Raw genomic sequence first — 13,453 nt, 5'->3', positions numbered from 1 at the left:
GGAGACACCGAGCCCACCCGCGGGGGTCGTGGGCGGAGCTGTTGGTCGGGCGCAGCCCGCTGGTCGAGTTCGTCGAGACCACGGCCGGCGCCCCCGTTGGGCAAGCCTGTCGAGGCCGCAGTGGAGAACCTCTTGTTCTCGAACGTGCGTTCGAGTAGAATGAGGCATGCCCGACCACGAGCTCCCCGACTGCGACACCCCAGCCGCCGTGCTGGCGTTCGCGCAGGAGCAGCGGGCCGCGGTGCAGCGGGGCGAGGTGCTGATCCTGGAGGCCGCCCTGGTGTGGGCGGCGATGCACCCGGAGGAGACGGTCACCGACGCTGAGCCCGCCGCCGGGCTGGTGTTCGGAGAGCTGGCAGTCCCGCTCGCAGGTGAGGGGACGCCGCTGGTCGCGGAGTTCGCACCGATGGAGCTCGGTGCCGCGCTCGGCATGTCCACCGACGCCGCCCGAGGCCTCGTCGGCGATGCCCTGGAGCTGGCCCACCGGCTGCCGCGGATCTTCAAGCGCATTCGCGCCGGCGACGTCCCCGTCTGGAAGGGACGCCGGATCGCGCAGCTCACCACCACGCTGCCGCCGGCCGGCGCCGAGTTCGTGGACCGCCAGCTCGCCGCGTCCGTCGACAAGATCGGGTGGGCGGCGATCGGGCGGCTCGTCGACCGAGCCCGGGCGATGTTCGACCCCGAGGGTGCGGAGAAGCAGCGCCGCGAGGCCGCGGACGGGCGACGCTTCGACGTGCACACCCGCGAGGCCGCCCACGAGGGCATCGTCCACGTCGAAGGGGTCCTCGACCTCGCCGACGCAATGGACCTGGAAACTGCGATCCGCCACGGAGCCGAGGAGCTGGCGGTGCTCGGGTCCGCCGAGTCGTTGGACGTGCGTCGTTCGATGGCCGCCGGCGAGCTCGCCCGACGACAGCTCGCCTTCGACCTCCGCGCCGAAGCAGGTGACGGCACCGCGTCGGTCCTCAAGCCGCGGCAGGTCGTCATCCACGTCCACCTCTCCGACGCTGCGATCAGTCGCAACGAGGCCGGCATCGCCCACGTCGAGGAGACCCGCTCGATCGTCTCCACCGACCAGGTCCGCGACTGGTGCAGCAGCGACGCGCAGGTGGTGATCAAGCCGGTCATCGACCTCGAGGGCCACCACCACACCGACGCCTATGCGATCCCCGACAAGCTCACCGAGCAGACCCGGCTCACCCAGCCGGTGTGCGCCTTTCCGTGGTGTGAACGCCCGGCCCGCCGCTGCGACACCGACCACGTCACCGCACACGGTGCGGACGGACCGACGTGCAGCTGCAACCTGGCGCCGTTGTGTCGGCGACATCACCGGGCCAAGACCCACACGGCCTGGACCTACGACAAGACCGACGCCGCGACCTACCTCTGGCGATCACCCCACGGCCTTCACCTCGTGAAGGACCGGGCCACCACTCGCCTCCTCACCGCCCACCCGCCGGACGAGTAGATCGCCCGCCCCCGGACCCCGCCAGCACCCAGCAGGCGGGGCCACGCCCCTGTGCGGGTCTTGACCAGCGGACCTACGGTCAGTGGCCGCGGGTGTGCTCGCGGACGGTGTCGCGGAGCGCCTGCTCGGGGTCGATCCCGGCGGCGCGGGCCTCGGCGACCAGGGCGAGAAGGCGCTCGCCGAGGTCGGGCGAGGCGGGGTCGGGGGTGAGCGGCCGGCCGGCACGGGCGAGGCGGTCGAGGGCCTTGTCGGCGTACAGCAGGGCAGGGAGGGTGGGCGCGATGCCGTCGAGGACCGAGGTGCGGGCACTCTTCTCCTCGGCCTTGATCGCCTCCCATGCCTCGTTGACGGCGGCGGCGTCACCGGGGCGCTCGCGGTCCGCGCCTGGCTCGGCCGGCGCGAAGACGTGCGGGTTGCGGCGCACCATCTTGTCGGTGATGCCGCGGGCGACGTCGTCGAGGTCGAAGGCGCCGGACTCCTCGGCGATGACGGCGTGGAAGTACACCTGCAGCAGCAGGTCGCCGAGCTCCTCGCGCAGGTGTGCGGCGTCGCCGGTGTCGATGGCCTCGAGGGTCTCGTGGGTCTCCTCGAGCAGGTAGCGCGCGAGCGAGCGGTGCGTCTGCTCCGCCTTCCACGGACACTCGGCCCGCAGTCGGCGCATCACCTCGAGCAGTTCCTCCAGCGCGGGCGGCGCCCCCGGTCCGGTCTCCGGCATCGCGGCTCGTTCAGCCGTTGCAGAGCTGGTTGGCGGGCAGCCCACGGGTGACCTCGGCGACCTCGGCCTGGGACGCCGGCGTGGCGGCCATCCGGGCCCAGTCGGAGGCCGGCACCGACAGGTCCTCGCGCGCGGCGGCGACCCCGCCCTCGCCGATCTCGAGGCTGTCGAAGACCGGGTTGGACTCCAGTCCGTGCTCGTCGGCCCACTCGGCGCCCAGCTCGTAGCCGCGGGCGCGTGCCTCCTCCTCGGTGGCCTGCTCCCCGAGGTCCTCGCGACCCCAGGCGGTGAGCACCAGGTCGAGGTGGCCGTCGCCGGTGAACCCCGGCATCGCCTCCTCGAGCAGCGCAGGGTCGACGCCCTGGTAGGCGTTGCGGACCGTCGCGATCCCGGCCTCCAGGTCCTCGCTCACGTCGATGCCCTGCTCGGCCGCGATCCGGTCGGCCACGATGTTGAGCGCGAGGCCGCGCTGGGCGGCGGCGCGCACCACGCCCATGGGGTACGACGCGGCGGGGGCACCCGGAGCGGCGCCCGGGGCGGTCTGGCTGACCAGCACCGTGCACAGGCTGTCGCTGACGTCCTCGACCTCCGACATCGACACGACCTCGTCGTCAACCACCGCGGCGGCCCCCGGGCGCAGGTCGGTGCCGACGGCTCCGCAGCCGCTGAGCAGCACGAGCGGGACGACGGCGGCGGCGAGGGACACGAGCGGACGGCGCACAGGGGCTCCTAGGGCTTCGACTTCGGGTCGGTCTTGGTGACCGCATTGTCGGGGTCGATGATGGCGTCGATCACATGGCGGGCCCATTCAAGCAGGGCGATCCCGTCGATGGGCTTGCCCCCGACCGGTGCGGTCTGCGGTCGCGGCACCAGGATCGTGTCGACCTGGGGCTTGACGATGGAGCGCGGGTACATCCGGTTCAGCCGCACCACCCGCGACTCGGGCAGCGAGACCGGTGCGAAACGGACGTTCTTGCCCGCGATCGTGACCTCGCCGACCCCCGCCTGCCGCGCCCGCGCCCGGAACCGCGCGACCAGCAGCAGCGAGATGACGACGATCGGCGGCTCGCCGTACCGGTCGACGAGCTCCTCGTTGATGGCGTCGACGTCCTCGTCGGTGCGCACCTCGGCCAGGCGCTTGTACATCTCCAGGCGCAGCCGCTCGCTGGGGATGTAGTCGTGCGGCAGGTGGGCGTCGACCGGCAGCTCGATGCGCACCTCGTTGAGCTCGGGCTCGGTGTCGCCCTTGAACTCGTTGACCGCCTCGCCGACCAGTCGGACGTAGAGGTCGAACCCGACGTCCTCGATGTGCCCGGACTGCGCGCCGCCCAGCAGGTTGCCGGCGCCGCGGATCTCCAGGTCCTTCATCGCGATCGCCATGCCGCCGCCGAGGTCGGAGTGCTGGGCCAGGGTCGCGAGCCGCTCGTGGGCGGTCTCGGTCAGCGGCTTCTCGCCGGGGTAGAGGAAGTAGGCGTATGCCCGCTCGCGCGAGCGGCCGACCCGGCCGCGCAGCTGGTGCAGCTGGGACAGGCCGAGGGTGTCGGCACGCTCGATGATCATCGTGTTGGCGTTGGACACGTCGAGGCCGGACTCGACCAGCGTCGTGCAGACCAGCACGTCGAAGCGCTTCTCCCAGAAGTCGAGCATGACCTGCTCGAGCTGCTTCTCCCCCATCTGGCCGTGCGCGGTCGCGACCCGCGCCTCGGGCACCAGCTCGCGCAGGCGGGCGGCGGCCTTCTCGATGGAGTTGACCCGGTTGTGGATGTAGAACACCTGGCCGTCGCGGAGCAGCTCGCGGCGCAGCGCGGCGACCACCTGGCGGTCCTCGTAGGGACCGACGTAGGTGAGCACCGGGTGCCGCTCCTCCGGCGGGGTCGCGATCGTGGACATCTCGCGGATGCCGGTGATCGCCATCTCCAGGGTGCGCGGGATCGGCGTCGCGGACATCGAGAGCACGTCGACGGAGGTGCGCAGCCGCTTCATCTGCTCCTTGTGCTCGACACCGAAGCGCTGCTCCTCGTCGACGATGATCAGGCCGAGGTCCTTGAACCGGATGTCGGGGTTCAGCAGCCGGTGGGTGCCGACCACGATGTCGACGGTGCCGTCGGCGAGGCCGGCCATCACCTCCTTGGCCTCCTTGTCGCTCTGGAAGCGCGAGAGCGCCTTGAGGTTGACCGGGAAGTTGCTCATCCGCTCGGCGAACGTCGAGAGGTGCTGGGTGACCAGCAGCGTGGTCGGCACCAGGACGGCCACCTGCTTGCCGTCCTGCACCGCCTTGAACGCCGCGCGCACCGCGATCTCGGTCTTGCCGTAGCCGACGTCGCCGCAGATCAGCCGGTCCATCGGGACGGTCTGGCGCATGTCGGCCTTGACCTCCTCGACGGTGCTGAGCTGGTCGGGGGTCTCGGTGAAGGGGAAGGCGTCCTCGAGCTCGCGCTGCCAGGGCGTGTCCGGGCCGAAGGCGTAGCCCTTGGTGGCCTGGCGCGCGGCGTACAGCTTGATCAGCTCGGCGGCGATCTCCCGGACCGCCTTGCGGGCGCGGTTCTTGCGCTTGGTCCAGTCGGCGCCGCCGAGACGGTCCAGGCTGGGCTGCTCGCCGCCGACGTAGCGGGTCACCTGGTCGAGGGCGTCGGCCGGCACGTAGAGCCGGTCCGGCGGGGCGCCGCGCTTGGAGGCGCCGTACTCGAGGACGAGATACTCGCGCACCGCGCCGCCGGCCTCGCGCTGCTTCATCTCCACGAAGCGGCCCACGCCGTGCTGCTCGTGCACGACGTAGTCGCCGGTCTTGAGCTCGAGCGGGTCGATCTGCTTGCGCCGGCGCACCGGCATCTTGCGCATGTCGCGCGTGGAGCTCTTCTGCCCCGACACGTCGTCGCCGGTCAGCAGCACCAGCCGGTTGGTGTCGTCGACGAAGCCGTGCGCCAGCCCGCCGACGGTGACCGCCACGGTGGTCGGCAGCAGCTCCTCGCCGCTCTCGATGCCCTCGAGGAAGCGCGCGGAGACGTCCCGCTCGCTGAGCACCTCCACGGCACGCTCCGCGGAGCCGTGCCCGGCGTAGACGAGCACCGCGCGATAGCCGTCGTCGGTCCAGCGCTGCAGGTCGCGGGTGGCGCGCTCGGTGTCGCCGCGATAGGCGTCGACCGGGCGCATCGGCAGCCCGCGGCTCGGCACGCCGGCGTCCTCGGCCGAGGACGGGACCGGCGCGGCCTGCTGGTCGTCGAGGCCGAACGGGCTCAGCGTCCACCAGGGCAGCCCCAGGTCGAGGGCGTGGTCGCGTACGTCGCCGACCGAGCGGTACGACGCGGCGCCGAGGTCGATCGGGGCCGTCCCGCCGCTGGCCGCCGCGGCCCAGCTGGCGCCGAGGAACTCCTCGCTGGTCGCGACCAGGTCCTGGGCGCGGGTGCGGACCCGCTCGGGGTCCATGACCAGCACGTGGGTGCGCGCGGGCATCAGGTCGACCAGCAGCTCCATGTCGTCGACGAGCACCGGGGCCAGGGACTCCATGCCCTCGACGGCGATGCCGGCGGCGATCTTGTCGGTGAGCTCGAGCAGCTGGGGGTGGCTGCGGCCGAGCTCGGCGGCACGCGCGCGCACCTCCTCGGTGAGCAGCAGCTCGCGGCACGGCGGCGCCCAGAGCCGCTCGACCTTCTCCAGGGTGCGCTGGTCGGCGACGGAGAAGGCGCGGATCTCCTCGACCTCGTCGCCCCAGAACTCCACCCGGAGCGGGTGCTCCTCGGTGGGCGGGAAGACGTCGACGATGCCGCCGCGCACCGCGAACTCGCCGCGCTTCTCGACCAGGTCGACGCGCGAGTAGGCGGCGTCGGCCAGCCGGCGTACGACGTCGTCGAGGGAGGCGCTGGCGCCGGAGACGATCTCCACCGGGGCCAGGTCGCCGAGGCCCTTGACCTGCGGCTGGAGCACCGAGCGCACCGGCGCGACCACGACCTGCAGGGGCCCGTTGCTGACGTCGTCACCGGGGTGGCACAGGCGGCGCAGGACCGCGAGCCGGCGCCCGATGGTGTCGCTGCGGGGGCTGAGCCGCTCGTGCGGCAGCGTCTCCCAGCTGGGGTAGTAGGCCACCGTCGCGGGGTCCAGGAAGCAGCCGAGAGCGTCGACCAGGTCCTCGGCCTCGCGCGAGGTCGCCGTCACCGCGAGCACCGTGCGGCCCTCGCGGACCAGGCCGGTGACCACGAACGGGCGCAGCGACTCGGGGGCGGTGAGGTCCAGGGACCTGACCTTTCCGGGGCCGGCGTCGGCCAGGGCACCGGCGAGGGTCGGGTCGGCGAGCACGGCATCGGCGAGGCCGTTGAGACTCACGTGGCTCCTCGGAAGTTCGGAGTGGTCGCTCGCGCCGGACGGCAGCACGAGCGCCCCCGGTCGGGACCGACACGGAGGGACCCCGAGAGTCTACGGAAGCGCTCCGACACGAACGGCTCCGCGGCTGCCGCATATTGGGGATGCAGCGGGCGTCGTCCTCGCGCAGGGTGGTGCCCGGGGTTGCGACCCCTCGACCCATCAGTCGTCGAACCGGTGAGAACGCTCCCAGCCGCCCCCGCTGCGGGAGTCCACTCCCACCGGTGTGTGCGTGGTCCGACCCCCCGGCGGGCAGCCCGACGACTGATGGGTCGCCCACTTCCCCCCGTGCGCGGCGACGCTGCCCGGGTGCCGGTACAGCCCTCCTCCGACCCTCCTCCCTCGGATTGGGTATGTGGTCGGGGTTGCCCTTCGACCCCTCCGGGCGCTTCCTAGATTCACGGGGTGCGGCGCCGAGGGGCGCGCCGCCTCCCAGGAGGGACGATGAGGGTGCAGTTCGGCCGCCGGTTCCTCGTCCTGTACGTCCTCGGGGTGCTGTGCCTGGGCGCGGTGGTGATCGCGACCCTGCGCGAGGACCCCGGCCAGGACCCCTCGGACCCGGTCTCCGCCGCCCTCTCGGCCGGCGCCACGGACGGCACGGGTGGTGACCCCGACCCCGACGCGCCGGGAGGTCCCGGCGAGGGCGAGACGTCAGGGCGACCGCCCGGCTCGCCGCCCAGCGACGGCGCCGACCCGGGTCCCGGCGGCATCGAGGCCGACCCCGGGACCGGGTCCGAGACCGGGCGGGCCGATCCGGGCGCCGGGCCCGGAAAGCTGCCGGGGACGAGTCCGGGGCAGCGCCGCGACCCGGTGGTCCGCACCGTCGACGGACCCGGGTCCGCCGAGGGCGAGCTCGTGGACGGTCACCCCCGACGCGTCCTCCCACTGGCACCCGGGACCCGGGTACTGACCTCCAGCGTCTCCCCCGCGCCGGGGCGGCTCCAGGTCACCTTCACCGCCACCGGCGGCGAGGCCGATCAGGTGCTCGCCTTCTACCGCCGGCACCTGAGCGCCCTCGGCTTCCGCGAGGTGCCCGGGCGGGCGGCCAGCGGCGCCGAGGCGGCCTTCTTCGCCTGGCAGGCCAGCTCGGTGGTGGTCACCGCATCCCCCGAGGACGGCTCCTACGCGGTCTTCGCCGTGCTCCGCACCCGACGGACCTGACGCGGTCCTGACGTGTACGTCTCGCTGCGCCAGGTACCGCCCGCACCGGAGGCGGGGAGCTCCGGCTCGGTGTCCGCGTCGTCGGCGCCCCCGCCCCGCCGGGTGGCCCCGGTCGTGGTCACCCTCGGCTTCGTCAGCCTGCTCACCGACATCTCCTCGGAGTCGGTCGCGGCGATCCTGCCGCTCTACCTGACGGTGGGCCTGGGCGTCTCGACGCTCGCCTACGGGTTCATCGACGCGCTCTACCAGGGGGTCAGCGCCCTGGTGCGGATCGCCGGCGGCTGGAGCGCGGATCGCAGCGGACATCCGAAATGGGTCGCGCTGACCGGCTACGCGCTGAGCTGCGTGGCCCGGGTGGGCTTCCTGCTGGCCACCGGCGTCGGCGCGATCGCGGCCGTGGTCGCCGCCGACCGGGTCGGCAAGGGCATCCGCAGCGCGCCGCGCGACGCGATCATCTCGGCCGCGACCGCGCCGCAGCACACGGCGTACGCGTTCGGGGTGCACCGCAGCCTCGACACCGTCGGCGCGGTGATCGGACCGGTGCTGGCCTTCGCGATCCTGTGGTGGATCCCCGACGGCTACCTCACGGTGATGATGGTCTCGCTGGGCTTCGCGCTGCTCGGCGTGGTGCTGCTCGGGCTGTTCGTGGAGGACCGTCCGGCGTCCGCGGGGACGGCGAGCCCCGCGGCGGTGCGACCCGCCCGGCCCAGGGGCCCTGGCCCCCGCTGGCGCGACCTGGCCGCGCCGGGGATGGTGCGGCTGCTGGTGGTCGCGGGCGTGCTCGGCCTGCTCAGCGTCGGCGACGGGTTCGTCTACCTCGCGCTGCTCGAGCGCGGCGGCTTCGCGGCCCACTGGTTCCCGCTGCTCTACGTCGGCACCAGCGTGACCTACCTGCTGCTCGCGCTGCCGCTGGGACGCATCGCCGACCGGTACGGCCGGGCGCGGACGATGGTGCTCGGCCACGTGGCGCTGCTGGCGGCCTACGTCGCGGCCGCCGCCCCGCTGGCGCCCGCCCTGGGCACCGTGGTCGCGCTCGCGCTGCTCGGCCTCTTCTACGCCGCGACCGACGGGGTGCTCGCTGCCATCGCCGGGCGGGTCGTCACCCCCGCGCTGCGCGCCAGCGGGATCGCCTCCGCCCAGACCGTCGTCGCGCTGGCCCGGATGGCCGCCTCGGCCGGCTTTGGGCTGCTGTGGTTCTGGGTGGGCCCGGGGGCCGCGCTGCTGCTGGTCGCGGCCGCGCTGGCGGTGGTGGTGGTGCCGGCGCTCGTGGTGCTCGCGCCGCTGGACCGGGCCGAGGCGGCACGGTGAGCCGCCGGCTGCGGGTGGGGGTCTTCGTCGCGCTCCTGGTGCTCGTCGCCGCGGCCACCACGGTGTTCGCCCTGCGCGACGCCGAGCGCTACCGCGACCGGCACGACGCGCCCCCCGGCGTACCGGTCGCGGGGCGGGCGGGGCTGCCGGACGGCCCGCGGATCCTGTTCCGCCACACCGGGACCGACAGCCGCTTCGGCCTGGTCGCCGGCGTACCGCTCGCGGAGCCGGGCGGCGAGCGGGTGATCAGCGACGTGGCCTGCGACCGGGTGGACGCGGTGGGCGGCACCGTGTCGTGCCTGCACACGCTGCGCGGCGTGGTGACCCGCTACGAGCTGCGCGAGCTCGACGCCGACCTCACCGAGCAGCATCGCGTCTCGCTGCCGGGGATCCCGAGCCGCACCCGCCTCTCCCCCGATGCCGACCTGGTGGCGACCACGACGTTCGTCAGCGGGCACTCCTACATGCAGACCGGCTTCTCCACCGCGACCGAGATCCGTGACGTCGGCGGCGAGGGGCGCGGCAACCTCGAGCGGTTCGCCCTGATCCTCGACGGCGAGGAGGTGCGGCCCGCCGACCGCAACCTGTGGGGGGTGACCTTCCTCGACGACCGGACCTTCTACGCCACCGCGGCGACCGGCGGTCGCACCTACCTCGTGCGCGGCGACCTCGAGGCGCGCACGCTCACCGGGCTCCGCGAGAACGCCGAGTGCCCCTCGCTCTCCCCCGACGGCACCCGGCTGGCCTACAAGGTCGACGGCCCGGAGGCGGGGACACACTGGTCGTTCGCGGTGCTCGACCTGGCCACCGGCACCGAGACGGTGCTGGCCGGTGAGGCGGCAGGCGTCGACGACCAGGCGGCGTGGCTCGACGAGGACACGATCCTCTACGGGCTGCCCCGCACCGAGGAGCCCGGCGTCACCGACGTCTGGGCGCTGGACACCACGGCCACGGCCGAGCCCCGGCTGCTGATCGAGCAGGCCTGGTCGCCCGCCGTGGTCCGCTGAGCCCGCCGACTCGGCGGAGGGTCAGCGGGCGACGGCGATCAGCGACTTGGTGAGGCCGGCCATCCGCTCGTGGTGGAGCTCGGAGCGCGGGAAGTAGGCGCGCATCTCGGCGCGACCGATGAGCTCGGTCCACTGCACCTCGGCGAACGCGTCCGCACGGGTGTCGGGGCGGCTGTGGGCGAGCGGCCACACCGCCGCGACCCGTGCGCGGGCGCCGAGGGGCAGGAACTGCAGGCCCGGGCAGAGCCAGTGCGGCTCGACCGGGAAGTAGCGGTTCGGCGTCTGCACCCAGTGTCGCGGGGCCAGCGCGTGCACCTCGGCGGCGAGGGCGGCGCGCTGGGCGTGCCCGCCGACGTGCTCGATCAGGGAGTTGGAGAACACCAGGTCGTACGCCGTGGGGGCGCCGGCCGCGGCGAGCACCTCCCGCGCCGTGCAGGCGTCGCCCAGCACCGGGTGCAGCCACGGCTCGGAGGTCTCGCCGGGCTCGCGGAGGTTGAGCACGACCACCTCGGCCGGTCGCACCGGCGCGCGGTGCCAGGCCTCCGTGGTGCCGCCGAGGTCGAGCACGCGCATCTGGTCGAGGGAGGGGAAGAGCTGCTGGAAGAGCTCCCAGCGCTGGGCCCGGCGCCGCGCCCCCACCGAGGTGGGCGAGTCCACCATGAGCTCGCGCAGCCGGGAGGCCCCCGTCGTGGTCGCCATCAGGACGACCGGGCCTCGGTGAGCGGTCGGCCGAGCGCGCGATAGGTCCAGCCGGCGGCCCGCCAGCGCGCCGGGTCGAGGGCGTTGCGCCCGTCCAGCACCCGCCGCCGCTGCACGAGGGCGCCCAGCTCGTGGGGGTCGAGGTCGACGTACTCGCGCCACTCCGTCAGCAGCAGCACCAGGTCGGCCCCGGTCGCGGCCTCCTCGGCCGTGAAGGCGTACTTCAGGTCCGGCCAGCGGCGGCGCGCGTTGTCGATGGCCTGCGGGTCGGTGACCACGACCTCGGCGCCCTGCAGCGACATCTGGGCGGCGACGCTGAGGGCCGGGGAGTCGCGGACGTCGTCGCTGTCGGGCTTGAAGGCCGCGCCCAGGATCGCGATCCGGCGACCCACGATCGAGCCGTGGCACTCGGCCCGGGCCAGGTCGACCATGCGCACCCGGCGGCGCAGGTTGATCGCGTCCACCTCGCGCAGGAACGCCAGCGCCTGGTCGGCGCCGAGCTCGCCCGCGCGGGCCATGAACGCGCGGATGTCCTTGGGCAGGCAGCCGCCGCCGAAGCCGAGCCCCGCACGCAGGAACTGCTGACCGATCCGCGCGTCGTGACCGATCGCCGCGGCGAGCTGCACGACGTCGCCGCCGGAGGCCTCGCAGACCTCCGCCATCGCGTTGATGAAGGAGATCTTGGTGGCCAGGAAGGAGTTCGCGGCGGCCTTGACCAGCTGCGCGGTCGCCAGGTCGGTCTCGATGACGGGGACGCCCCCGGCGATCGGGCGGGCGTAGACCTCGCGCAGCACGGCCCGGGCGTGGTCGGCGTCGCCGTCCTCGGCCAGGCCGACCACCAGCCGGTCCGGGTGCAGGGTGTCCTGGACGGCGTGGCCCTCGCGCAGGAACTCGGGGTTCCACACGAGCGTCACGCCGGGGCAGGCGCCGCGGAGCTCGGCCAGCAGCGCCTCGGCGGTGCCGACCGGGACGGTGGACTTGCCGACGACCACGTCGCCGGGGCGCAGGTACGGCACCAGCATCTCCACGGCGGCCTCGACGTGGCTGACGTCGGCGGCGTTCTCGCCGGGCAGCTGCGGGGTGCCGACGCAGACGAAGTGCACCGTGCAGCCGGCCGCGGCCTCCAGGTCGGTGGTGAAGCGCAGCGAGCCGGTCGCGGCGGCGAGCAGGTCGGCCAGACCGGGCTCGAAGAAGGGTGCCTGCCCGGCGGCCAGCCGGGCCACCTTGTCGGCGTCCACGTCGATGCCGACGACGTCGTGCCCGAACGCCGCCAGGCCGGCGGCGTGGACCGCGCCGAGGTAGCCGCAGCCGATCACCGAGATGTGCATCAGTTCCTCCTCATGCGCCCAGCGGCTGGCGCCGAGGGGTCGGGTGCGGGCCGCGGCCGCGCACGAAGCGGCCCAGCTCGTCGGGGGTGTCCGGCACGTACGCCGGGTCGGACGGGTCACGGCCGACCAAACGGTCGAACACCGAGAGGTACGCCGCGCGCTGCGGGCGCCAGTCGAGGACCTCGCGGACCCGCTCGCGGGCGCGCAGCGACATCGCCTCGCGGCGCTCGGGGTCGTCGAGGATCAGCTCGACGGCGTCGGCGAACGCGGACACGTCGCCCGAGGGGACGTAGAGGCAGCTGTCCTGGCCGGACACCCGGGTCTCGACGAGGTCGAAGGCCACCGACGGCAACGCGTAGGCCATGTACTCCATGGTCTTGTTCATCGTGGAGACGTCGTTGAGCGGCGTCTTCAGGTCGGGGCAGACGCCGAGCGTCGCGGCACTGAGGTGCTCGGCGATCATCTCCGGTCCGGCCCGGCCGGTGAAGGTCACGACGTCGTCCAGGCCGAGCTCGTGGCTGCGGCGCACCAGGTCCTCGTAGCAGTCGCCGAAGCCGAGCAGGGTCGCGCACACGTCCTGGCGTCCCCGCGCCCGCACCAGCTCGTCGACGACGTCGAGCACCAGGTCGACGCCGTCCTGCGGGCCCATGATCCCCAGGTAGACCAGCGAGTGGCGCCGCGCGGGCAGCACGTCGGTGGCCGGGAGGACCGGGCGCATCGCCTCGGTGTCCGGGCCGCTGCGCACCACCGTCACCTCGTCGGGGCCGAGCCCGCCGCGGGCGAAGGCGATGTCGCGGTAGGAGGTGTTGGTGGAGATGACGTGGTCGGCGGTGCGGTAGGTCATCCGCTCCAGCCAGCGCAGCCCGGCCAGCTGCGCCCGGCCGGCCAGGCCGGTGGGCTCGCCGAAGCGGGACAGGAACAGCTCGGGGTTGAGGTCGTGCTGGTCGTAGACGAAACGGACGCCGCGCCGCTTCCAGTACCGCGCGAGGGCCCAGTAGGTGTCGGGAGGGTTGCAGGCCTGGAGCACGTCGAAGGGCTGGCGCCGCCAGACCCGCCGGCTCAGCCAGGTCGTGCGCAGCCAGGAGTAGACGAACTCCACCAGGTAGCCGAGCGCGCCCGCGGCCGCGGGCGCGGGGCGGTACTTGTGGATGCGGACGCCGTCGATGATCTCCAGCCGTGGATCCCCCGGGCCCTTCGGACAGATGACGCTGACGTCGTACCCGGCGGACCGCAGGGCCTGGCACTCCAGCCAGACCCGACGGTCCAGGGGGACCGGCAGGTTCTGCACGATGACGAGGACATGCGCGACGGCGGGCATACCTCCAATCTCACGAGCCCGACGTGGGCCCTCCGACGAAGAAGTGCCACTTCACCAATAGTGATGAGCACCCCTCCGGGGACGTCTGGCCGACCC

Annotated in this window: 10 protein-coding genes; 4 read left to right on the top strand and 6 right to left on the bottom strand. The window is 73.6% G+C overall.

Features of this window, described 5'->3' with window-relative positions; translation table 11 throughout:
* Positions 1-166 precede the first annotated feature (166 nt).
* Positions 167-1,468: an HNH endonuclease signature motif containing protein gene (locus HBO46_RS03810; RefSeq protein ID WP_166136589.1), complete on the top strand. Its 1,302-nt coding sequence runs from the start codon at positions 167-169 to the stop codon at positions 1,466-1,468.
* Between the two features lie 79 nt (positions 1,469-1,547).
* Here the strand turns inward: HBO46_RS03810 and HBO46_RS03805 are convergent, their stop codons facing one another.
* Genes HBO46_RS03805 through mfd form a run of 3 tightly spaced genes read right to left on the bottom strand, consistent with a single transcriptional unit; the run spans position 1,548 to position 6,500 of the window.
* Positions 1,548-2,183 carry a MazG family protein gene (locus HBO46_RS03805; RefSeq protein ID WP_166136592.1) on the bottom strand — a complete coding sequence of 212 codons (636 nt, stop codon included), beginning with the start codon at positions 2,181-2,183 and terminating at the stop codon, positions 1,548-1,550.
* Positions 2,184-2,193: 10 nt separating this feature from the next.
* A complete protein-coding gene (locus HBO46_RS03800; protein WP_166136596.1) occupies positions 2,194-2,904 on the bottom strand; it encodes a hypothetical protein in 711 nt (236 codons plus the stop codon).
* Between the two features lie 8 nt (positions 2,905-2,912).
* Positions 2,913-6,500 carry a transcription-repair coupling factor gene (mfd, locus tag HBO46_RS03795; RefSeq protein ID WP_166136599.1) on the bottom strand — a complete coding sequence of 1,196 codons (3,588 nt, stop codon included), beginning with the start codon at positions 6,498-6,500 and terminating at the stop codon, positions 2,913-2,915.
* A gap of 480 nt (positions 6,501-6,980) precedes the next feature.
* On the opposite strand from mfd, the gene HBO46_RS03790 reads away from it, so the two are divergent.
* Genes HBO46_RS03790 through HBO46_RS03780 form a run of 3 tightly spaced genes read left to right on the top strand, consistent with a single transcriptional unit; the run spans position 6,981 to position 10,012 of the window.
* A complete protein-coding gene (locus tag HBO46_RS03790; RefSeq protein ID WP_166136602.1) occupies positions 6,981-7,697 on the top strand; it encodes an ICP22 family protein in 717 nt (238 codons plus the stop codon).
* 12 nt (positions 7,698-7,709) lie between these two features.
* A complete protein-coding gene (locus HBO46_RS03785) occupies positions 7,710-9,005 on the top strand; it encodes an MFS transporter (protein WP_166136605.1) in 1,296 nt (431 codons plus the stop codon).
* Complete coding sequence (locus tag HBO46_RS03780) at positions 9,002-10,012, top strand: TolB-like translocation protein (RefSeq protein ID WP_166136608.1); 1,011 nt, start codon at positions 9,002-9,004, stop codon at positions 10,010-10,012. The genes HBO46_RS03785 and HBO46_RS03780 overlap by 4 nt, the downstream gene beginning before the upstream one ends.
* A 21-nt stretch (positions 10,013-10,033) precedes the next feature.
* Here the strand turns inward: HBO46_RS03780 and HBO46_RS03775 are convergent, their stop codons facing one another.
* From HBO46_RS03775 to HBO46_RS03765, 3 genes are read right to left on the bottom strand one after another with little or no spacing between them, the layout of a single operon-like run.
* Positions 10,034-10,711 (bottom strand): methyltransferase type 11, encoded by a 678-nt coding sequence (locus tag HBO46_RS03775; protein ID WP_166136610.1) that lies wholly within the window; start codon positions 10,709-10,711, stop codon positions 10,034-10,036.
* Positions 10,711-12,039: a UDP-glucose dehydrogenase family protein gene (locus HBO46_RS03770; protein WP_166136613.1), complete on the bottom strand. Its 1,329-nt coding sequence runs from the start codon at positions 12,037-12,039 to the stop codon at positions 10,711-10,713. Before HBO46_RS03770 ends, HBO46_RS03775 begins: the two co-directional genes overlap by 1 nt.
* A 10-nt stretch (positions 12,040-12,049) precedes the next feature.
* On the bottom strand, positions 12,050-13,357 hold the full coding sequence (locus HBO46_RS03765) for a glycosyltransferase family 4 protein (protein ID WP_166136616.1): 1,308 nt from the start codon (positions 13,355-13,357) through the stop codon (positions 12,050-12,052).
* Positions 13,358-13,453 lie beyond the last annotated feature (96 nt).

It is taken from the genome of Nocardioides ochotonae (assembly GCF_011420305.2).
Classification (GTDB): domain Bacteria; phylum Actinomycetota; class Actinomycetes; order Propionibacteriales; family Nocardioidaceae; genus Nocardioides; species Nocardioides ochotonae.
The sequence above is the reverse complement of the archived record's forward strand: the minus strand, read 5'-3'. Positions and strand labels throughout refer to the sequence as shown.

Coding starts and splice junctions, on each gene's coding strand:
- HBO46_RS03810 (WP_166136589.1), top strand. CDS start 167: ATGCCCGACCACGAGCTCCCCGACTGCGACACCCCAGCCGCCGTGCTG.
- HBO46_RS03805 (WP_166136592.1), bottom strand. CDS start 2,183: ATGCCGGAGACCGGACCGGGGGCGCCGCCCGCGCTGGAGGAACTGCTC.
- HBO46_RS03790 (WP_166136602.1), top strand. CDS start 6,981: ATGAGGGTGCAGTTCGGCCGCCGGTTCCTCGTCCTGTACGTCCTCGGG.
- HBO46_RS03775 (WP_166136610.1), bottom strand. CDS start 10,711: ATGGCGACCACGACGGGGGCCTCCCGGCTGCGCGAGCTCATGGTGGAC.
- HBO46_RS03770 (WP_166136613.1), bottom strand. CDS start 12,039: ATGCACATCTCGGTGATCGGCTGCGGCTACCTCGGCGCGGTCCACGCC.
- HBO46_RS03765 (WP_166136616.1), bottom strand. CDS start 13,357: ATGCCCGCCGTCGCGCATGTCCTCGTCATCGTGCAGAACCTGCCGGTC.